17 protein-coding genes are annotated in these 20,024 nt (G+C 72.2%); 7 read left to right on the top strand and 10 right to left on the bottom strand.

What is annotated here, in order from left to right:
- Positions 1-31: 31 nt before the first annotated feature.
- Entirely contained in the window at positions 32-1,444 is a 1,413-nt protein-coding gene (locus tag ACWGJM_RS18960) for a glutamate decarboxylase (protein ID WP_453412807.1), read from the top strand.
- Positions 1,445-1,463: 19 nt separating this feature from the next.
- Here the strand turns inward: ACWGJM_RS18960 and ACWGJM_RS18955 are convergent, their stop codons facing one another.
- The 3 genes from ACWGJM_RS18955 to ACWGJM_RS18945 all read right to left on the bottom strand — a co-directional run bounded on the left by ACWGJM_RS18955 (position 1,464) and on the right by ACWGJM_RS18945 (position 4,542).
- Positions 1,464-2,000, bottom strand: coding sequence for a DinB family protein (locus tag ACWGJM_RS18955; protein WP_453412806.1), 537 nt, complete (start codon positions 1,998-2,000; stop codon positions 1,464-1,466).
- Between the two features lie 87 nt (positions 2,001-2,087).
- Positions 2,088-3,548 carry an aldehyde dehydrogenase family protein gene (locus ACWGJM_RS18950; RefSeq protein ID WP_453412805.1) on the bottom strand — a complete coding sequence of 487 codons (1,461 nt, stop codon included), beginning with the start codon at positions 3,546-3,548 and terminating at the stop codon, positions 2,088-2,090.
- 169 nt (positions 3,549-3,717) lie between these two features.
- A complete protein-coding gene (locus ACWGJM_RS18945; RefSeq protein ID WP_453412832.1) occupies positions 3,718-4,542 on the bottom strand; it encodes a helix-turn-helix domain-containing protein in 825 nt (274 codons plus the stop codon).
- Positions 4,543-4,875: 333 nt separating this feature from the next.
- Between ACWGJM_RS18945 and ACWGJM_RS18940 the strand changes: the two genes are divergently transcribed.
- The gene (locus tag ACWGJM_RS18940; RefSeq protein ID WP_453412804.1) at positions 4,876-5,373 is read left to right on the top strand and encodes an ATP-binding protein; all 498 of its coding nucleotides are present in this window, start codon (positions 4,876-4,878) and stop codon (positions 5,371-5,373) included.
- A gap of 94 nt (positions 5,374-5,467) precedes the next feature.
- Here ACWGJM_RS18940 and ACWGJM_RS18935 read toward each other — a convergent pair whose 3' ends face one another.
- Both ACWGJM_RS18935 and ACWGJM_RS18930 read right to left on the bottom strand, forming a co-directional pair.
- On the bottom strand, positions 5,468-5,737 hold the full coding sequence (locus ACWGJM_RS18935) for a DUF397 domain-containing protein (protein WP_388793180.1): 270 nt from the start codon (positions 5,735-5,737) through the stop codon (positions 5,468-5,470).
- A 159-nt stretch (positions 5,738-5,896) separates the two neighbouring features.
- Positions 5,897-6,118, bottom strand: coding sequence for an SRPBCC family protein (locus tag ACWGJM_RS18930; protein WP_453412803.1), 222 nt, complete (start codon positions 6,116-6,118; stop codon positions 5,897-5,899).
- A gap of 336 nt (positions 6,119-6,454) precedes the next feature.
- On the opposite strand from ACWGJM_RS18930, the gene ACWGJM_RS18925 reads away from it, so the two are divergent.
- Both ACWGJM_RS18925 and ACWGJM_RS18920 read left to right on the top strand, forming a co-directional pair.
- The gene (locus ACWGJM_RS18925; RefSeq protein WP_453412831.1) at positions 6,455-6,940 is read left to right on the top strand and encodes a hypothetical protein; all 486 of its coding nucleotides are present in this window, start codon (positions 6,455-6,457) and stop codon (positions 6,938-6,940) included.
- A gap of 81 nt (positions 6,941-7,021) precedes the next feature.
- Positions 7,022-7,537: a DUF4232 domain-containing protein gene (locus ACWGJM_RS18920; protein WP_453412802.1), complete on the top strand. Its 516-nt coding sequence runs from the start codon at positions 7,022-7,024 to the stop codon at positions 7,535-7,537.
- A 19-nt stretch (positions 7,538-7,556) separates the two neighbouring features.
- On the opposite strand, the gene ACWGJM_RS18915 is transcribed toward ACWGJM_RS18920, so the two are convergent.
- On the bottom strand, positions 7,557-8,666 hold the full coding sequence (locus ACWGJM_RS18915; protein WP_453412801.1) for a DUF2786 domain-containing protein: 1,110 nt from the start codon (positions 8,664-8,666) through the stop codon (positions 7,557-7,559).
- Between the two features lie 177 nt (positions 8,667-8,843).
- On the opposite strand from ACWGJM_RS18915, the gene ACWGJM_RS18910 reads away from it, so the two are divergent.
- The 3 genes from ACWGJM_RS18910 (at position 8,844) to ACWGJM_RS18900 (ending at position 11,984) form a co-directional block, all read left to right on the top strand.
- The gene (locus tag ACWGJM_RS18910; protein ID WP_453412800.1) at positions 8,844-9,470 is read left to right on the top strand and encodes a LysE family translocator; all 627 of its coding nucleotides are present in this window, start codon (positions 8,844-8,846) and stop codon (positions 9,468-9,470) included.
- Between the two features lie 61 nt (positions 9,471-9,531).
- Positions 9,532-10,263, top strand: coding sequence for a Clp protease N-terminal domain-containing protein (locus tag ACWGJM_RS18905; RefSeq protein ID WP_453412799.1), 732 nt, complete (start codon positions 9,532-9,534; stop codon positions 10,261-10,263).
- Between the two features lie 35 nt (positions 10,264-10,298).
- Positions 10,299-11,984, top strand: coding sequence for a bifunctional 3'-5' exonuclease/DNA polymerase (locus tag ACWGJM_RS18900; RefSeq protein ID WP_453412798.1), 1,686 nt, complete (start codon positions 10,299-10,301; stop codon positions 11,982-11,984).
- Here ACWGJM_RS18900 and ACWGJM_RS18895 read toward each other — a convergent pair whose 3' ends face one another.
- The 4 genes from ACWGJM_RS18895 to ACWGJM_RS18880 form a co-directional block, all read right to left on the bottom strand.
- Positions 11,985-15,197 (bottom strand): BTAD domain-containing putative transcriptional regulator, encoded by a 3,213-nt coding sequence (locus tag ACWGJM_RS18895; RefSeq protein ID WP_453412830.1) that lies wholly within the window; start codon positions 15,195-15,197, stop codon positions 11,985-11,987.
- Positions 15,198-15,645: 448 nt separating this feature from the next.
- Positions 15,646-16,539: a glycosyltransferase family 2 protein gene (locus ACWGJM_RS18890; RefSeq protein WP_453412797.1), complete on the bottom strand. Its 894-nt coding sequence runs from the start codon at positions 16,537-16,539 to the stop codon at positions 15,646-15,648.
- Positions 16,540-16,795: 256 nt separating this feature from the next.
- Positions 16,796-19,180 carry an FtsX-like permease family protein gene (locus ACWGJM_RS18885; protein WP_453412796.1) on the bottom strand — a complete coding sequence of 795 codons (2,385 nt, stop codon included), beginning with the start codon at positions 19,178-19,180 and terminating at the stop codon, positions 16,796-16,798.
- On the bottom strand, positions 19,177-19,938 hold the full coding sequence (locus tag ACWGJM_RS18880) for an ABC transporter ATP-binding protein (RefSeq protein WP_453412829.1): 762 nt from the start codon (positions 19,936-19,938) through the stop codon (positions 19,177-19,179). The genes ACWGJM_RS18885 and ACWGJM_RS18880 overlap by 4 nt, the downstream gene beginning before the upstream one ends.
- Between the last annotated feature and the right edge of the window lie 86 nt (positions 19,939-20,024).

Below are 20,024 nucleotides of genomic sequence, written 5' to 3'. Positions count from 1 at the left end.
CCGCTCCTCCAGGAAGGCAGGAAGGCACCCCATGGCACTGCACAAAGGCACCGGGAAGCCCGACGAACGCCCCATGTCCGTCAACCCCTTCTTCGGGGAGGCGAACCCGGTCGTCGAGATGACCGAGGCCCCGCCCAAGCACCGGCTCCCCGACGGGCCCCTGCCGCCGACCACGGCGGCGCAACTCGTGCACGACGAGCTGATGCTGGACGGCAACGCCCGCCTGAACCTGGCCACCTTCGTCACCACCTGGATGGAGCCGCAGGCCGGGCTGCTGATGGCGGAGTGCCGGGACAAGAACATGATCGACAAGGACGAGTACCCGCGCACCGCCGAACTGGAGCGGCGCTGTGTGGCGATGCTCGCCGATCTGTGGCACGCGCCCGATCCGGCGGCGGCCGTGGGGTGTTCGACGACCGGCTCCAGCGAGGCGTGCATGCTCGCCGGGATGGCGCTCAAGCGGCGCTGGATGCGGCGCAATGCCGACCGCTACCCGTCGGCGGACGCCCGCCCGAACCTCGTCATGGGCGTCAACGTCCAGGTCTGCTGGGAGAAGTTCTGCAACTTCTGGGAGGTGGAGGCCCGTCTGGTGCCCATGGAGGGCGACCGGTACCACCTCGACCCGCAGGCGGCGGCCGAGCTGTGCGACGAGAACACCATCGGGGTCGTCGGCATCCTCGGCTCCACCTTCGACGGGTCGTACGAGCCGATCGCCGACCTGTGCGCGGCCCTGGACGACCTCCAGGCCCGCACCGGGCTGGACGTCCCGGTGCATGTGGACGGCGCGTCCGGCGCGATGGTGGCGCCCTTCCTGGACGAGGACCTGGTGTGGGACTTCCGCCTGCCGCGGGTGGCCTCCATCAACACCTCGGGGCACAAGTACGGGCTCGTCTACCCGGGCGTCGGCTGGGCTCTGTGGCGCGACAAGGAGGCCCTCCCTGAGGAGCTGGTGTTCCGCGTCAACTACCTGGGCGGGGACATGCCGACCTTCGCCCTCAACTTCTCCCGGCCGGGCGCCCAGGTCGTGGCCCAGTACTACACGTTCCTGCGGCTGGGCCGGGAGGGCTTCCGGGCCGTGCAGCAGGCCACGCGTGACGTCGCGCGCGGGCTGGCCGACCGGATCGAGGCGCTGGGCGACTTCCGGTTGCTGACCCGGGGCGACGAGCTGCCCGTCTTCGCCTTCACCACCGCCGAGGACGTCACGGCGTACGACGTGTTCGACGTCTCCCGGCGCCTGAGGGAGAGCGGCTGGCTGGTGCCGGCCTACACCTTCCCGCCGAACCGGGAGGACCTGGCCGTCCTGCGGGTGGTGTGCCGCAACGGCTTCTCCGTCGACCTCGCCGAGATGTTCGTCGAGGACCTGGGCCGCCTGCTGCCGGAACTGCGCCGGCAGCCGCATCCGCTGACGCGGGACAAGGAGGCGGCCACCGGGTTCCACCACTAGCCGGACCTCTGGCAGGAGCTCAGTTTCCGGCGAGGGCGACCAGCTCGAACGCCGTCTTGCCGTCGAGCGACTCCCGGATGATGTCGGCGTGGCCCGCGTGCCGGGCGGTCTCGCGGATCAGGTTCAGGCAGAGCCAGCGCAGCGAGACGGCCGCGTCCGGCGGGAACCAGGGGTCGTTGGGCAGCGGGAAGGTGTCGTCGAGGCTGGGGGCGGAGCGGATGAAGGCCTCCGTCTCGGCGGCGACCTCTTCCCAGTACGCCAGATGGGAGGCGAGCGTCTCGCCGTCGACCAGCTGGAAGCACTCGTGCCAGTTCGACTCGTCCCGCTTGACCGCCGGCGCCTCGCCCTTCGCCCGGGCGACCCAGCCCTGCTCGACCTCGGCGACGTGCTTGACCAGCCCGGCCAGCGACAGCTCGCTCGCGCTGGGCCGGCTCGCGGCCTGCTCCTCGGTCAACCCGAGCACCGCCCGCCGGATACCGCCGCGCTGTTCGGCGAGGAAGGAGAGCAGCGCTCCACGCTCGTCGCCCCGCACCTCTGCGCTCACGTGAGTGACCATGACCGGCCGCCTTTCGTCGGGTTGGCTCCTGCTGCCTGACACCGACGACGTTACGGACCCTTGCGGTCAGGTTCTGTCCGCAAGTACCTAGAAGGGGAACACGCTCCGCCCGTACTGCACCGAGATCCACTTCAGCGTGGTGAAGGCGTCGAGCGTCGTCTCGCCGTTCAGCCGGCCGATCCCGGAGTGCTTCTCGCCGCCGAAGGGGACCAGCGGCTCGTCGTGGATCGTGCCGTCGTTCACGTGGAACATGCCGGTGTCGATGCGCTTGGCGAAGGACACCCCTCGTTCGACGTCCGCGGTGTGGACGGCACCGCTCAGGCCGTACGGCGTGTCGTTGACGATGCGGACCGCCTCCTCCTCGCCGTCGAAGGGGACGAGCAGGGCGACGGGGCCGAAGATCTCCTTGTGCAGGAGGGAGGAGCCGGACGGCACGTCCGTCAGGACGGAGGGCTCCACCAGGTTGTCGGTGGTCGAGCCGCGCACCAGGAGTGTGGCGCCCTCGGCCACGGCCTGGTCGATCGCCGCCGAGATGGTGTTCGCCTGGAGGGAGTTGATGACCGGGCCGATGAGCGTCTGCGGGTCGCTCGGGTCGCCGGTCTTGAGCGTTCTGACCTTGGCGACGAACTTCTCGGTGAACTCGTCCGCGACCGAGCGGTCCACCAGGACGCGGTTGGCGGCCATACAGACCTGGCCCTGGTCGGCGTACCGGCTGAAGACGGCCGCGTCGACCGCGTAGTCGATGTCGGCGTCGTCCAGCACCACCAGCGCGCTGTTGCCGCCCAGTTCCAGGACCGTGCGCTTGAGCTGCGCGGCGCACACGGTGGCGATGTGCCGGCCGACCTTGTCGGAGCCGGTGAAGGAGATCAGCTTGGGGACCGGGTGCTCGATGAAGGCGTCGCCTATCTCGGCTATGTCCGTGAGCACCACGTTCAGCAGGCCGGGCGGCAGGCCCGCGTCCTCGAAGAGCTTGGCGAGCAGCGTGCCGCCGCAGACCGGGGTGTCCTGGTGCGGCTTGAGGACGACGGCGTTGCCGAGGGCGAGGGCCGCGGCGACCGGCTTGACGGACAGCAGGAACGGGAAGTTGAAGGGGCTGATCACGCCCACCACGCCGACCGGGACGCGGTAGAGACGGTTCTCCTTGCCGTCGACCGGCGACGGCAGGAACCGGCCCTCGCAGCGCAGCGCCAACTGGGCCGACTCGCGCAGGAACTCCTTGGCCAGGTGCAGTTCCAGCTGCGCCTTCATACGGGTGCCGCCGAGCTCCGCGATGATCATCTCGGTGATCTCGGTCTCCCGCTCCTCGAGGAGGCGCAGGACCTTCTCGAAGAAGACACGGCGGGTGTAGGGGTTGGTTTCGGCCCATTCCCGCTGGGCGCGGGCGGCCGCCCGGTAGGCCTCGTCGACCTCGTCGGTGGTGGCTATGGTGATCGAGGCCAGCTTCTCACCGTTGTACGGGTTGAAGTCGATGATGTCCCAGGAGCCGGTGCCCGGGCGCCACTCACCGTCGATGTACTGCTGGGCCAGGTCGGTGAAGCAGGACGACATGTGATCCCTCGATCCCTTGCTGCCGAAGCAGTCGGGACAGACACCCGATCAACTTCACGGTCCGATGAGACTGATCACACGTCATCGTACTTGTGATACCGGTGAGTTGGGGTGCCACCTGGGGAGACGACGTCATGAGATGTCCATGGGACATCAAGGGCGCCGCGTGTCAGGACAGCTGAAGCAGTCCTCGCAGCAGGTCCCGGCTCTCGCCCGGTCCGGGGCTGTCCTGCTGGAGCTCCTTCAGGGCCTGTTCGTACTGGGCGACATCCTCGCGTTTGTCCAGGTACAGGGCGCTGGTCAGCTGCTCCAGGTAGACCACGTCCGACAGGTCGGACTCGGGGAAGCTGAGGATGGTGAAGGCCCCGCTCTCGCCCGAGTGGCCGCCGAAGCTGAACGGCATGATCTGAAGCCGGACGTTGGGCCGCTCCGAGATCTCGATCAGGTGCTGGAGCTGCCCGCGCATCACCTCGCGGTCGCCGTACGGCCGGCGCAGGGCGGCCTCGTCGAGCACGATGTGGACGTCGGGGGCGTTCTCGGCGACGAGGTACTTCTGCCGCTCCAGGCGCAGCGCCACGCGCCGCTCGACATCGGCGGTGCTCGCCCCCTTCATGCCGCGCCGCACCACCGCGCGGGCGTACTCCTCGGTCTGGAGCAGGCCGTGCACGAACTGCACCTCGTAGGCCCGGATCAGGGAGGCCGCGCCTTCCAGGCCCACATAGGTGGGGAACCAGCTCGGCAACACGTCGGAGTAGCTGTGCCACCACCCGGCCACGTTGGCCTCCTTGGCGAGGGAGAGCAGGGAGTCGCGCTCGGCCTCGTCCGTGATGCCGTACAGCGTCAGCAGGTCTTCCACGTCCCTCGTCTTGAAGCTCACCCGGCCAAGCTCCATCCGGCTGATCTTCGACTCGGAGGCACGGATGGAGTAACCCGCCGCCTCGCGCGTGATCCCCCGCGTTTCACGCAGTCGCCTGAGTTGTGATCCGAGCAGCATGCGCCGCACCACCGATCCCGGCTCTCCCGCGCTCACGTTCGCCAGCCTCCCCAACCGTCTTCAGGGGCCGCAGTCTGCCACTAAAACACTTCGAGCAGTACTCGTCCGGTTACGGAAACGGAAAGAGGCCATCGATTTGGCACAGGAAGTTGCAAGGGAGAGGTGTGGGACGTGGAGGAGGTTGGCGGAAAAAATGGCCTACAAGCGGTACGGGGCGGCTCAATTCGGTCTCGTGCACGTGCATCTGCCCTTGCATCTGCTGTGCGCATCCGAAACCATGGTGCAGCGCCACCGCTGCATCGCAACGACCGCGAATTCCCGGGAGTGCCTCGCATGGGGACGAATGGATCGACCATGCTCGAGCCGTTACGGCAGGGCCTTCCGCCGCTGGATCCCGCGGCCGTGTCCAGCGCCGCCTCCTGCGCCTTGCCCGCCCGCTACGAAGCGGTGCGCGAAGCACGTGTGTTCACCCGCCGGACGCTCGACCAGTGGGACGTGGGCGACCGCTTCGACGACATATGCCTGGTCGTCTCCGAACTGGTGACCAACGCCCTGCGGCACGCGCTTCCGGGCGACGCCGGGCGGTGTCAGGACCAGACGTCGCCGGTGCGGCTGCACCTGATGCGGTGGACCGAGCGGCTGGTGTGCGCGGTGCGCGACCCCAGCCATGACACCCCGGTCGCACGCGACTCGGACGACTTCTCGGCGGAGTCGGGCCGCGGCCTGTTCCTCGTCGACTCCTTCAGCGACAGCTGGGGCTGGCACCCGCTGGCCGGCACCCTCAACGGCAAGGTCGTCTGGGCGCTGTTCCGGCTGCGGCCGGCCGAATGACGAAACGCGGCGTCGTCTGACGCCGCGTTTCTACGCGCGTCCACGCAAGCGCTTTCTACAAGTGCGAGCGAGTGGGACGACCGGTGCGAGCGGATCAGCCCGCTATCAGGTGGTCGAACTCGCCGTCCTTGACCCCCAGCAGCATCGCCTCGATCTCCGCGCGCGTATAGACGAGCGCGGGGCCGTCCGGGAAGCGCGAGTTGCGCACCGCCACGTCTCCCCCGGGCAGCCGGGCGAACTCCACGCAGGAACCCTGCGAATTGCTGTGCCTGCTCTTCTGCCAGGCCACTCCGTCCAGCTGCGTGGCAGCCATGCCGTTGTACACGTCGTACCCCCCGTACACGCCGTCAACGTCGCGGTCCACAGGTCGCTCCCCGGTGGTGCACTTGGCTGTAGTGGCCATAGATGCGGTGGTCAACTGACCCGGATCATAACCCCGTTCACGTGCAGATGCATGGGCAGATGCACGTGCACGCGGGGTGCTCCTCCGGTTACAGCTTTGACGAGTGCTTTACCGACCGTTTCACCGAAGCTGTTGCAGCGCCTGCCCCAGAGCTTGTAGGACATGCGAACGCCAGCCCCCGTCCACGTTCTTCCTTGCCGTCAGCTGCGCCGGGTCGTCCGGATCGAATCCTTCGTGCACTAGGAAGAGACGCATACCGCGCCCTTCCTGTTCCAGCGTCCACGTGATGGTCCAGTCCGCGGGATCGGCCGGATCGGGGTCCGTCCAGCGGATGGACAGCATCCGCTCGCTGTCGTAGCGAGAACCTGCACGTCGACGACGCCGGAGAAGCGGGCGCCCGGCAGCGGGACCGCTTCCAGGCGGTGGATGCGGCCCGCGTTCGCGCAGCAGCCGCAGTGCCTCGAGGCGTACGTGAGCGCGTAGGGAGCCTCCTTCAGTGGGCGCGGGAGCGGGCACATAGCGGATCCGTGCCGGGCGCCCGGAGTTCCTCCTGGGAAGTGCTGGTAGCTTGCTGCGGTCCCACCGGCCAACCGGCGGCCGTTTCCGGCTACAGCTTGGGAGCATGCAGTGACTTCGCCGACTGAGAAGGTGGCGCCGACGGCGCCCACGAGGGTGCGGATGGCGGCCGCGGCGGCTGGGCTGGCGGGCGCGCTGGCGCTGACCGCGTGTGGTGGCGGGGGCGACTCCAAGGACGACTCCTCGACGGGCCCGAGCGCGTCGGAGTCCGCTTCGGCCTCCTCGGCCGCGGACACCGGGGGCGGCACGGGCGGGGTCACGGGCTCGTCCGGCAACCTCCAGGGCAGCTGGCTCGCCACGACCGACGGCAAGCCCGTCGCCCTGGTGGTCACCGGCAAGAAGGCCGGGCTGTTCTCGACCGGCGGGACCGTGTGCAGCGGCACCGCGGGCGAGGAGGCCGGGATGGAGATGATCCACCTGAGCTGCGCCGACGGCAGCAAGGACCGGGCGACCGGGATGGTCGACTCGGCCGGCAAGAACTCACTGAAGGTCACCTGGTCGGGCAAGGCCGGCAAGGAGACGTACATCAAGGCCGAGGGCGGCAAGCTGCCGTCGGGGCTGGCGACGGCGAGCTTCCCCGCGTCCTGACCGGTGGGGCGTGCGGCGGGACTCCGCGCGCAGGCGCAATGATGCTGGGGCACCGTCACGCTCTCGACAGGGACACCATTCATGCGCGCCATTCCGCTCACCGTCACCGCCCTCGCCGCCGCCCTCGTCCTGACCGCCTGCGACAACGGCGGCGGCAGCGGCGACAAGGGCAAGAACAGCTCCGCCTGCGAGATCGGCGGGGTCTCCGTGCAGATCGGCTCCGCGAGTGTGGCGCCGGCCGCCGGGGACACGGGCGAGGTGCCCGTCAGCATCACCAACCAGAGCGCGCCGTGCACCCTGGAGCACTTCCCGGGCGTCACGCTGGAGGGGAGCGGGGCCTCGGTGCGCCTGTCCGCCCAGCAGGGCGCGAAGGCGCAGAAGCTGAAGCTCGCCAAGGGTGACTCCGCCTCCTTCACCATCACCTACGTACGGGGCGCGGCCGGCGGCAAGAACAGCCTCGCGGCCAAGACCGTGAAGATCACCCTGCCCGGCGGCACCGACGGCCAGAGCTTCCCCTGGAAGTACGGTCCCGTGGCCGGGAAGACCAAGGCCGGCGATCAGGCCTCGGTGAGCGCCTTCCAGCAGGTGGGCGACTGAGGCTCGGCCCGGCCGAGGCTCAGTCCAGGCGCGGGCGGGCCCTGACCTGGGCCCGGTCCGCCGCCCGTGCGCCCTCCGACCAGCCCGCCGCGTCGCTCACGCCGCGCAGCCGGGTCGTGGTGGTCTCCGGGAACAGGCGCTCCAGACGGTCGGTGACGGCTGTCTCTCGGGTGGCCAGGACCGGGAGCAGGTCCTGGGTGACCTGGGTCTCGGCGGCGGCCGCGAGGCGCTCGCCGACGCGGTGGGCGTAGGCCGCGAGGAACGACTGCCGGAAAGTCTTCGTCCGCTTCCGGCCGCCGGCGCGCTGGGCCGCCTCGGCCTTCGTCATCGCGTGCGTGGCCTGCACGAGGAGTGAGGTGTAGAGCAGTTCGACCGCCTCCAGGTCGGGCTCGAAGCCGACGACCGTGGAGAAGGCGAGCGGTTCGTTCCACACCGCCCGGCAGTGGTTGGCGGTGGCGACCGCGTCGAGCAGGACCGCCTTGGCCTGTTCGTACGGCGGCTCGACGCCGATCCGGCAGGCGCCGGGCGCGTCCGCCGAGGGCGCCCCGGCCGCGAGCAGTGCCTCGTCGATGCTGTGCCGGGCCATCAGCTCCTGCGCCTTGGCGCTCAGCGCCTCCGCCTCGTCCGGGTAGCCGGTCGCCTCCGCCTTGGCGAGCAGCGCACGTATCCGGGTGAGCATGCGGGAGGCGGGCCGGTGCTGCTCCTGGCGGGGCTCCTCCAGAGGTTCCAGGGCGGGCAGCCGCAGCAGCAGGCGGTACAGCTCGAGGACGGCGGTGGCGTGCGAGAAGCGGTCGCCGCGGGGCGCGGGCGGGGTCGCCGGGAGGGCGTCGAGCTGTGCGGCCCAGCGCCGGCCGCGCGGCCGGTCCCTCGACGCCTGCGCCCGGATCAGCTCCGCCGTCAGGGCCACGTGCACGTCGTCCAGCTCGCGGCGTACCAGCCGCACGACGTCGGCCGGCTGCCACCCGCGCCGCCAGGCCGTCTCGACGAACTCCTCCCCGCGCCGAGCCAGTTCGGCATCCGCCCCGTTGTCGGCCGCGAGAAGGGACGCACCCGTGTCCAGTCCGGGTTCCGAATCGTCGTACAGGGCGACCCGGAAGGCCCGCTCGACGGTGCTGGTTTCGCTGCTCACCCGTCGATCGTGCCATGGGGCACCGACAGCGGGCCGTGGTCGTCCACAGCCTGTGGAAAACAATTCGCGGTCGTATCGCACCAGCTGAGCAGCCTGACGTCGCACTCGGAGAGCCCGGCGTCTCGCCCTCCGATATTCGTTCGCCGTCCGTCCGGTGCCGGGTCGAGCATGGTTGGCATGGTCGACACATCTCTCTACGCGGCCTTCCTCGTCGCCGCCTTCGCGCTCTGTGTCACTCCCGGTCCCGACATGATGTTCATCGTGGCGATGGGCGGCCGGGGCGGACCCTCGGCGGGGGTGACGGCCGCCGTCGGGGTGGCCTGCGCGATGTTCGTGCACGCGGTCGCCGCGGCGCTCGGACTGTCGGCGCTGTTCCTGACGCTGCCGCTGCTCTACCACGTGCTGCGCTGGGCGGGCGCCGCCTATCTGCTGTACCTCGCGGTCAAGGCGTTCCGCGGCGGCTCGATGCCGGTCGAGGCGGACGGGACCGCGGACGCGGGGAGGCGGCGGGCCTTCTGGCGAGGGGCCGTCACCAATCTGCTGAACCCCAAGGTGATCCTCTTCAACGTGTCCTTCCTGCCGCAGTTCGTGGACCCCGGGCTGGGTCATGTGCGGGAGCAGTTCCTCCTGCTCGGCGCCACGATCACGGTGATGGGCCTGGTGGTGGACGGCTCGGTCGGGCTGCTTTCGGGGAAGCTCGCCGGGCTGCTGCGGCGCAGTCGGCGGGTGGCGCGGGGACTGGACCTCTTCAGTGGGACGGTGTTCGCGGGGCTGGCGGTGCGGCTGGCGGCGGCGCCCAAGTAAGGGATCCGAGCGCTGTCAACTTCCGGTTGACACTCTCTCGGTGTCAACCTACGGTTGACACATGTCGACGAACCCGACCACGTCATCCGTACGTCTCGACGACCTCATCGCGGCGATCAAGAAGGTTCACACCGAACCCCTCGACCAGCTCCAGGACGCGGTGATCGCCGCCGATCACCTCGGCGAGGTGGCCGACCACCTGATCGGCCACTTCGTGGACCAGGCCCGGCGCTCCGGTGCCTCCTGGACCGACATCGGCCAGAGCATGGGCGTCACCCGGCAGGCCGCGCAGAAGCGGTTCGTGCCGAAGGAGTCCACCGACCTGGACCCGAACCAGGGCTTCGGGCGGTACACCACGCGCGCCCGCAACGTGGTGATGACCTCGCACAACGAGGCCAAGGCCGCTCCCCACAGCGAGGTCGTGCCGGCCCATCTGGTCCTCGGCCTGCTCGCCGAGCCCGACGGCCTGGCCGCCAAGGCGATCGCCGCCCGGGGCGTCTCCGCCGACGCCGTGCGGGCAGCCGCGACCGCCGCGCTCCCACCCGCCGCCGAACAGGCCCCGGAGCTCGTCCCGTACAGCTCCGACGCCAAGAAGGTCCTGGAACTCACGTTCCGCGAGGCCCTCCGCCTCGGACACAACTACATCGGCACCGAGCACATCCTGCTGGCTTTGCTGGAGTTCGAGCACGGCACCGGCGTCCTGTCCGGCCTCGGCATCGAGAAGGAGCCGGTGGAGACCGAGCTCGCCAAGGCCCTGGAGCAGTATCTGCAGGCCCCGCCCCAGTCGAGCTGAGGCCATTGTCAGACCCCCCTGCCACACTCGCAGTCATGACCGACCGCTGGGCACTCGCCCCGGCCGAGGACGGTGGCGTGGAGCTCGCCCCCCTCGGCCCGGACGGGCTGCCCTGCGGGCCGGTGCGGCGGGAGCCGGATCTCGCCGGGGCGGTGCGGAGCCGCCCGGAGGTGACGCGCTGGGTGTGGCGGTCGACCGCCGAGGTCTATCCGCGTCTGCTCGCCACGGGGGTGCGAGTGGAACGGTGCTACGACATCGAGGACGCCGAGACACTTCTGCTGGGCCACGAGGGGCGGTCCGGCGAGCCGCGTTCGGCAGCCGCCGCCCTGGCCCGCCTCCGGGGCGGCCCCGTACCGCCCGATCCACCGCAGCGCGCCGCCGAACCGGGCGCGCAGTCCCCGCTGTTCGAGCCGCAGGGCACCCGCCTGCCGCTGGCGGACCTCCTCGCGGTCTACGCCGAGCAGCAGCGGCGGCACGACCGGGCCGCGCACCCCGACCGGATGCGGCTGCTGACGGCGGCCGAGTCGGCGGGGATGCTGGTGGCCGCCGAGATGAACCGCGCGGGCCTGCCGTGGGGCGCCGACGTCCACCGCGAGCTGCTGCGCGACCTGCTCGGCGAGCGGTACGCGGGCGGGGGCGAGCCCCGCCGCCTGGCCGAGCTGGCGGACGAGGTCTCCGCGGCGTTCGGCCGCCGGGTGCGGCCCGACCTGCCCGCCGACGTGGTCAAGGCCTTCGCCCAGGCCGGCATCAAGGTGAAGTCCACCCGCCGCTGGGAGATCGCCTCCCTCGATCATCCGGCCGTGAAGCCGCTGCTGGAGTACAAGAAGCTGTACCGCATCTGGGTCGCGCACGGCTGGGCCTGGCTACAGGACTGGGTGCGCGACGGGCGGTTCCGGCCGGAGTTCCTCGCGGGCGGGACGGTCACCGGACGCTGGGTCACCAACGGCGGGGGCGCGCTCCAGATCCCCAAGGTGATCCGGCGGGCGGTGGTCGCCGACCCCGGCTGGCGGCTGGTGGTCGCCGACGCCGACCAGATGGAGCCGCGGGTGCTGGCGGCGATCTCCCGGGATCCGGGGCTGATGGAGGTGGCCGGCCGGGCGAGCGACCTGTACCAGTCCGTCTCCGACCGGGCCTTCTCCGGCGACCGCGCGCAGGCCAAGCTCGCCGTGCTCGGCGCGGTCTACGGCCAGACCTCCGGGGACGGCCTGAAGAACCTCGCCGCGCTCAGACGCCGTTTCCCCAAGGCGGTGGCGTACGTCGACGAGGCGGCGCGGGCCGGCGAGGAGGGCCGGCTGGTGCGCACCTGGCTGGGGCGGACCTGCCCGCCCGCGGCCGGGGCCGACCAGGACGCGGCGGAGGAGGCGGGCATCCCGGTCGGGGACGAGGAATCCGACGGGCAGCAGTGGGTCCCCGGTTACGCCTCCACCAACGCCCGCGCCCGTGGCCGCTTCGCCCGCAACTTCGTCGTGCAGGGCAGCGCCGCCGACTGGGCCCTGCTGCTGCTCGCCGCGCTGCGCCGAACCTGCGCGGACATGGCGGCCGAGCTGGTCTTCTTCCAGCACGACGAGGTGATCGTGCACTGTCCCGAGGAGGAGGCCGAGACGGTGGTGTCGGCGATCCGGGAGGCGGCGGACCTGGCGGGGAGGCTGACGTTCGGGCAGACGCCGGTCAGGTTTCCGTTCACGACCGCGGTGGTGGAGTGCTATGCCGACGCCAAGTGATCACCCGTTCCCCGCGAGCAGCTCCCGCAGCTGTGCCACGACCGCCTTCTCGTCCGTGCCGTCCAGCGCGGCGAGCGCCTCGCGCCAGGCCTCGTACGCCTCCCGCATACGCCCCTCCTCGCGCAGCAGGAACCCGTGCTGGTGGCGGGCGAGGCCGCCCATGTAGCGGTCGGCGCGGGCGTCCGCGCGGCTCAGCAGCTCGGCGCACTCGCGCCCGGCGCGTTCCACGCGGCCCAGCTGCCTGAGCGCGCGGACCAGGCCGAGCCGGGTCTGGGACTCGCCGTGCCAGTCGCCGTGGGCGCCGAGGATGCGCAGGCTCACCTCGAAGTGTGTGGCGGCGGCGGCCGGTTCACCCAGGGTGAGGTGGGCGTAGCCGATGTTGCAGTGCGCGGAGTGCTGCACGATGACGGCGCCGACCGCGTCCCCGATCGCCAGCGAGCGCCGGTGCTGCTCGATGGCGGCACGCGGGTCGGTGTGCTCGTACAGATTGCCGAGATGGCTGTAGGTGATGGCCTCACCGTAGGGATCGTCGAGCTGCCGCGAGTACTCCAGGCTCTGCCGCAGTGCCTCGCCGGACTCCGCGTACCGGCCGAGGCTCTCCAGCAGCAGGCCCCGGTTGTTGAGGCAGCGCCGGATCCAGGAGACCGTGCCCAGGCGCCGCCAGATCGTCAGGGCCTGGTCGGTGAGGGCGAGGGCGTCGTTCTGCCGGCCGGTCAGGAAGTGCAGCCCCGCGAGGTCGCCCAGCGCGTACCCCTCGGCCGCCTGGTCGCCGAGCCGCCGTGCCACGCCCAGGGCGGCCCGGCCGAGCACCTCCATCTCGGCCACCCGGCCGCCGCGCTGGAGATAGGGGAAGAACAACCGCAGGAGAGTGGCGAGATGGGCGGCCTGCCGGTCGTCGGGGGTCTCGGCGTACCGCTCGGCCAGGGCGACGACGCTCTCCAGTTCCTCGTCGCCCCAGGCGAAGGCTTCCTCGGCGGAGGCGAAGGGCGGTACGGCCCGTACCTCCGCCGCGTGCGCGGGCGGCTGGGCGGCCGTCGGGCGGCGGCGGTCGTCCTGGTCGAGGCCCTGTTCCACGATCGCGGTGAGGGTGCGCTCGGCCACGGCGGCGTACCAGCGCAGGGCGGCGGTGGCAGCGGCGGTGTCCTCGCCGGCGGTGGTGAGTTCCCGGGCGAAGTCGCGGACGAGGTCGTGGGGCGCGTAGCGGCCGTACGCGGTCTCCTCCAGGAGGGCGACGTCGACCAGGCGGTCCAGGGCGGCCTCGGCCCGGCGCTCGTCGGTGCCGGTGAGACGGGCGATCAGGGCCACGCCGTACGCGGGCAGGTCGAGGGCTCCGATGCGGCGCAGGGCGCGGGCCGCGTCCCGGTCGGCCTCGCGCACGGAGGCGGCGAGCGCGTCGTGCGCGACGGCCAGGGAGCGGCGGACGCTCAGGTCGTCGTACTCCAGGTGGTGCAGGCGGCCTTCGGTGGCCGCCAGCTGGCCGGCGAGGACGTCCGGGGTGAGGGCGCGTCGGGCGGCGAGCCGGGCGGCGACCACCCGCAGGGCGAGCGGCAGACGGCCGGTCAGCTCGACGAGCGGGTGCCCGGCGTCGAGCCCGTCGCGGCCGGAGACCGTGCGCAGCAGCGCCGCGCTGTCCTCACCGGTCAGCGGCCCGAGCGGGAAGCGGGCGGCGCCGTCGAGGGCGGTCAGCGGGGAGCGGCTGGTGACGATCACCGCGCATCCGGCGCCGGCCGGCAGCAGCGGCCGTACCTGAGCGGCGTTCGCGGCGTCGTCCAGCACCATCAGGGTGCGGGTCGGCGCGAGCAGGGAGCGCAGCAACGCGGCGGCCGCGTCGGGGTGTTCGGGGATGCTGCGGGGGTCGACGCCGAGGTCGCGCAGGAGGGCACCGAGGGCTTGGGCGGGGGGCAGCGGGGACATACCGGGGGTGGCGCCGTGCAGGTTGACGTACAACTGCCCATCCGCGAAACGTTCCCGCAGTTGGTGTGCCACATGCAGGGCCAGGGCGCTCTTGCCGACGCCGGCCATACCGCTGATGACGGCGACGACGGGGGTACGTGCGTGGCCGTCGTCCGCACCGGGACGGGCGAGAGCGACGCGCAGGTCCTGGAGCGCGGTCGTGCGGCCGGTGAAATGGGCCGGTGGCGGTGGGAGTTGGGCGGGCCGGGGCGTCTGGGCCGTCGGAAGGGTGTCCTTGCGCGTGGACGCGGGGGCGTGCGGCGGGTCGGGGGTGTTCTCTTCGGGGGTGTCCTCCTGGGACGGCGAGCTGTCGTCATCCTCCCGGCCCACGAGGGTGGTTGCCGCCTTGGCGCCGGTCCGCTCGGTGCCCGTCCGCTCGGCCTCCGCCCGCTCGGTGTCCGGGGCCCCCCGCAGCACCTCGACATGGGCTTTGCGTATCGCCGGGCCCGGCTCGATGCCCAGTTCCTCGACCAGGCGGGTGCGCAGGTCGCGGTGGACGGCGAGGGCCTCGGCCTGGCGGCCCGTGCGGTGCAGGGCGAGCATGAGCTGGCGGTGGAAGGCCTCGCGCAGGGAATGCTCGGCCACCAGGGCGGCCAACTCCGGGACCAGGGCGGACACTCGGGGGCCACCGAGGGCCAGCTCGGCGTCGTACCGCCACTCCAGCAGGAGCAGCCGTGCCTCCTCCAGGCGCTGGGCGAAGGCGTATCCGCCGAGTTCGGCGGGCAGCCCGCTCAGCGGCGCGCCCCGCCACAGCGCGAGCGCCGCCGTGCAGGCGCGCAGCACGCCCGCCCAGTCCCGGCGGCCGTGCGCGGCCCGTGCATCGGTCACCCGCGCGTCGAAGACATGCACGTCCAACTCGCCGTCGCGGACGCGCAGCTGATACCCCGGGGGTACGGCCCGCAGCCGCTCCGGATCGTCGAGGATCCGGCGCAGCCGGGTGACGTGGTTGTGCAGCGAGGCCCGCGCGGAGGCGGGCGGCGCACCGCCCCACAGCGCGTCCTTGAGCGAATCGACCGACACGACCCGGCCGGCCTCCAGCAGTAGCGCGGCGAGCAGGGCGCGCACCTTGGGACTGCCGATCGGCCGGACCGAGGGGGCCGCTCCGCTGCGGTCGCCGGTGTCGTGGATGCGGCTCGTGCGGGATTCGTGGACGAGCGGGGCGTCGGCGTCCTCCACGGCGTCGTACGAAATACCGTACGCCGCACGGTCATACAGGACGGGTGGTCCCAGCAGTCCGAAGCGCAGCTCGCACCGCCGCATCTCGCCGTTCACTGCCTTCCCACGCGGTCACGCCGGACCGTGGTCCGCGGCGGGCGCGTGCCCGCCGTCCGTGGCGGAATTCCGCCCTGCCTCAGACGGTTTCCCGCCACCTGCCCTCTGTCGGTTACCGCCGGAATCCGTTACGGTTCCGGCCTACGGCCGTCGTCGCCCGGCGAGTTCACGCCACCCGATCAGCTGCCTCAGAAGAAACCGTTGGCCACATGTTAGCGATCCGTTGGCGCGTTCTGATGTGATCGTTCCATCGGATCGGGTCCGACGGCGCGCGCGTACGACGCGTAACTCGGGGGAGTGCCGCCGCAGGCCGGATCCGGGGACGCAAGAGGGCCCCGGTCGTCGGAGGTGAACGACCGGGGTCCTTGTCCCGTCCGTCTCCCCGTCAGCCTCCCCCGTCCCTCTCTCCCGTCTGCCGCCCCCGTTCGGCTTCCTGTCAGATGACGGGCGGGCGTCCCAGGCGGGTCAGGCGCCACACCGTCCGCCAGCGCATGGGCCGCCGCTCCCCGGCGGGTTCGCGCAGCCCTTCCACGAATCCGCCGAACCAGGCTCTGAGACCGGCGGCCGACCGGCTGCGTACGAGGGTGAGGAGCGTCCACACGCCCAGGTGGACCGGGATCAGCGGCAGGGGCAGCCGGCGCCGGACCAGCCAGACGCGGTTGCGGGCGGTCACCCGGTGGTAGACGGCGTGCCGGGCGGGCGAGGTCTTGGGGTGCCGCAGGAGCAGTTCGGGCGCGTAGAGGATGTTCCAGCCGGCGTCGGCGGCCCGCCACGCCAGATCGGTCTCCTCGTGGGCGAAGAAGAACTCGGCGGGCCAGTCACCGGTTTCGGCCAGCATCCGCATGCTCAGGGCGTGCCCGCCGCCGAGGAACCCGGTCACGTACCCGCCCCGCATCGGATCCGAGGCGCCGACCCGGGGCACGTGCCGCTGCTGGGTCTCGCCGTTCTCGTCGGCGATGCGGAAGCCGACGATGCCCAGGCGCGGGTCGGCGGCGTACAGGTCCCGCACCCGGCGCAGTACGTCGGCGTCGGCCAGCAGCCCGTCGTCGTCGAGGTCGACCACGACGTCCACGTCACCGAACTCCCGCAGCCGGGCGAGGGCGACGTTCCGCCCGCCGGGGCAGCCGAGGTTCTCGTCCACGTCGATCGTGGTGACCTCGCCGGGCAGTGCCAGCCGCCGGGCGAACTCGGGCAGCCGGCAGCCGTTGCCGACGATGACGATCCGGGCGGGGGCGAGGTCCTGCTTGGCCACGGACTCCAGCAGGGCGTCGACTTCGGCGGGCCGGTTGCCCATGGTCACCACGGCGACGGCGATCCTCGGCTCCACCACGTCCCTCACCCCATCCGGCCGACGGCGGCCCCACGCCCTGCGCGCGCGAGGCCCCCCGTTCACCAAGATGTTGCCTCAGAGGATCCCGTTCTCCTGATTCCGGTTTACTTCGTGGCGGCTTTGCTCCGCTTTCGGAGCTGTTTTTCCTGACGCCGCTCGCCCTCGTTCGCTCCCCCGCGGCTGCCCCGCGACCCCTCCGCGCGCCGGGCGCACGCGTCCGCTTCACGTCCGTATACGGCCCCGGGCGCGCGCCCGCTCATTCGGCGCGCAGTGCACCGACGGTGTCCCCTCCGGCCGCCCACCCGGCCGGCAGCAACGCGCCCGCGACCGCGATGACCAGCCCGCCGAGGGCGAGCAGGACGAGCTGTGGCGCGTGGTAGACGGCGATGTCCGACGGGGGCAGGGTCAGGCCGACCTCGTCACCCATCAGGGGTGTGACGTACCGGTGCAGGGCGACCCCCGCCGGGACCCCCGCCAGACCGGCGAGCAGCCCGATCACGGCGACCGAGGTGACGACCATGGCCACGGTCTGGCGCGGGCTCATCCCGAGGGCCTTGAGGACGCCGAGGTCGTGGACGCGGTCGCGGGTGTCCAGGAGGACCGTGTTGAGCACGCCCAGGCCCGCCACCGCGACGAGCATCAGGGTGAGCGTGCCGATCAGCGCGTCCATGGTCATGATCACGCTGGACTCGTTCTCCGTGTTGGCCATGGCGACCGCGCCGACCGGCTGGAGGGCGGTCCGGAGCGAGGCGAGATAGTGCGCGAGGTTCGTACCCGGCTCCGTCCGCACGTTGTACCGGCCCGGTGTCGCGTCGAGTCCCAGGTCCGCGAGGGTCGAGGTGCGGGTGAGGAGTTCCATGCCCTCGCCCTCGGTGAAGAACGCCTCGCCGACGATCCGTACCGAGGTGTGCCGCCCCTGCTCGGTCAGGGGCACCGTGTCGCCGACGTGGATTCCGGCGGCGTCGAGGAAGCGGCGGGTGACCACCGCCTGCCCCGGGCCGTCGAGCCAGTGGCCCGAGACCATTCGGGGGGCGGCCCAGGAGGCGTCGCCCTGGTACGCGACCACGGTCGTGGCGCCGGTGATCCCGGACGCGTTCACCCGCGCCTGGGCCGTGCCGTAGAAGCGGGCGGTGCCGGGCCGGGCGCGGAGTGCGGCGGCTACCCGGGCAGGGTCGGCCTTCGGCTGGTCCTGCCCACCGTCCGCGGGGACCGCCTGGGCGCCGGCCGGAGCCTGCGAACCGCCCGCCGCCACGACCACCGAACCTGCCGAGCCGAGCATGCGGCCCGACTGGACCGCCCCGAGCGTCAGCGCGAGCCCGACCCCGAAGGTGACGGTGACCGCGCCGAAGACGACCGCGGCGGCCGTCGTGGCCGAGCGCGCCGGGCGGGTGAACGGGTGTGCCAGCCCCAGCCCGACCGCGCGCGGTACCGGCAGCCGTCCCGTCAGCCGCCGCACCGCACGCCCCCGTCCCGCGCGGGGCGTGCGCCCCACCGTGATCGCCTCCACGGTGCGCTGCCGCCCGGCGCGCAGCGCGGGCGGCAGCGCTGCAAGGGCCACCAGGGCGAGGGCGGCGGCGGGCACCGCGACGTCGATCCACACCGGAATCGACGCCGACGGCCCGTCGAAGGCCTCGCCGACGTCACCGAGCACCGGGACGGCCAGCAGATTGCCCAGCGCCAGCCCCAGCACACAGCCGACCCCCGCCGGGATCAGGGCCTGCCCGACATAGGCCCGTACCACCTGCCCCGGAGTGAAGCCGAGGGACTTGAGAATGCCGATGCGCCGGGTCGCGGCGCCCACCGCGCCGCTCACCACGATGCCGATGACCAGCACCGACAGCAGCAGCCCGAGGACACCGAAGGCGGCCAGGAAGGGCACGAACGCCATCGCGTTGGCGGTCTCCCGCTGTCGGACGGTCAGATACGACTGCGCCCCGGTCATCGCCCCCTTCGGCACCGCCGCGCCGATCACGGCACGGTCGGCGGCCACTTCGGCGTCCGTACCGGCGTGGCGGAAGCGGTAGAGCATCTCGTACGAGGGTGTGCTGCCCGTCCCGGCCAGGGCCTCGGCCTGCGCGGGGGTCACCCAGGCGTCCGCGGTGCCGGTGACCGAACGGGCGACGCCCACCACGGTCAGGGCCGGGCTGCCCGGTGCGTCGGGGATCCTCAGCCGGGCGCCCGGGCTCAGCGGAATCGTGCCGGCCGCCAGCACGATCTGGCCCGGGCGGGTGGCCCAGGTGCCCTCCGTGAGGGTGACCCGGTCGACCGAACCTCCCGCGGCGGTCCGGCCCGCGACGGTCAGCGGCGGCAGGCCGACACCGGCGGGCAGCATGTCCGACGCGGAGACCGTGCGGGGGCGCGCGGAGAGGGTTGCGAAGGGGCCCGCCACGTCGGTCACCCCGGCCGCGTGCGCGGTGGCCGCGAGCCGCGCCGGCGTCACCTTCGTCCCGTCGAACCGTGCGCTCAGGTGGGCGCCGTGGCGCTGGGCGAAGGCGTGGTCGAAAGGCGCCCGGGACGCCAGGAGGAGCCCGGCGGCGAGGACGGAGGCCGTGACGGACATGAACGTGGTCAGGATCAGCACGGCGGTCTGGACGCGTCGACGGCCCACTCCGGCGCGGATGACTCGGGCGAGGGCGGTCATCGGGGGGTTCCGGGGGTTCGGCGGGCGGTGTCCGGGGTGCTCGTGGTCCCCGCCGTCTCCGCGTGACCGCCCGCATGCCTGCTGTCGCGGACGATGCGGCCGTCGACCAGTTCGACGGTGCGGGTGGCGCAGGAGCGGGCCAGGTCCAGGTCGTGGGTGACCAGGACGATCGTCTGCCCTTCCGCGTTGAGGTCGGTCAGCAGCTCGCGGACGTCCTCGCCGGCGGCGGTGTCCAGCGCGCCCGTCGGCTCGTCGGCCAGCAGCAGGGCCGGACGGTTCATCAGGGCCCTGGCCACGGCTACCCGTTGCCGTTCACCGCCGGACAACCTGCCGGGGTAGGCGTCGGCGTGCCGGTCGATGCGGAGGTGCTCCAGCAGCCCGGCGGCACGTTTGCCGGCCTCGGCGCGGGACAGGCCGGCCAGTTGGGCCGGGAGGAGCACGTTGTCGGTGACGGTCAGGTCGTCGAGGAGGTTGAAGAACTGGAAGACCATGCCGATCCGGGTCCGCCGGTACTGCGCCGACCCGGCCTCGCTCAGTTCGTCCACCCGCAGGCCGGCGACCGTGACACTGCCCGAGCTCGGCCGGTCGAGCCCGGCGATCAGGTTGAGCAGCGTCGACTTGCCGCTGCCGGACGGGCCGAGGACGGCGACCGCCTCTCCGGCGCTCACGCTCAGGGTCACGTCGGCGAGGGCCGGGGGGCCTTCGCCGTACGTTCTGGTGGCGTCCCGGATGTCGATGACGGGCGGGTTCGTGGTCATGGTCATGGGGCCTCCAGAGACGGGGCGGCGTTGGGAACGGCCCGAAGGTAGGCGCCGGACGGTGCCGGGGGCGTCGGCCGCGACGG

This window comes from Streptomyces sp. NPDC054834 (assembly GCF_053611185.1).
This window is presented reverse-complemented; position numbering and strand designations above follow the sequence as displayed.